This is a genomic window from Chryseobacterium mucoviscidosis (assembly GCF_002177115.1).
GTDB lineage: Bacteria > Bacteroidota > Bacteroidia > Flavobacteriales > Weeksellaceae > Chryseobacterium > Chryseobacterium mucoviscidosis.
This window is the reverse complement of the sequence record NZ_MVAG01000209.1, coordinates 1-252: the sequence shown is the minus strand read 5'-3', so window position 1 is coordinate 252 and position 252 is coordinate 1. Positions and strand designations below refer to the sequence as shown.

General features: G+C 42.9%; 1 protein-coding gene. It reads right to left on the bottom strand.

The window, feature by feature from the left end:
• A partial coding sequence (locus B0E34_RS22925; protein WP_228423125.1) for a TetR family transcriptional regulator C-terminal domain-containing protein occupies window positions 1-252 on the bottom strand: 252 nt, incomplete at both ends.

The following is a 252-nucleotide window of genomic DNA, read 5'->3' as shown; positions in this document are numbered from 1 at the left end:
CCCCGCTCTCAATTCCCTGTTCCACCAATTGTTTGTTAAATTGAATATGCCGCTCAAACATTAAAGCTATTCGTTCTTCAATATCATTTTCTTTCTTCTCACCGGTAAAGAATTCATCTGCCGCCTTCGTCAGTGGGTGATTCATGTCATCAAGGATTAATTGTTCTGCCAAGCCGTAAATCTTCTCCGTAGAAGTATGATACAGATGTTCCTTGGCTGCCCAATTCTCCTCCCACTCCCGATCCCATTCAT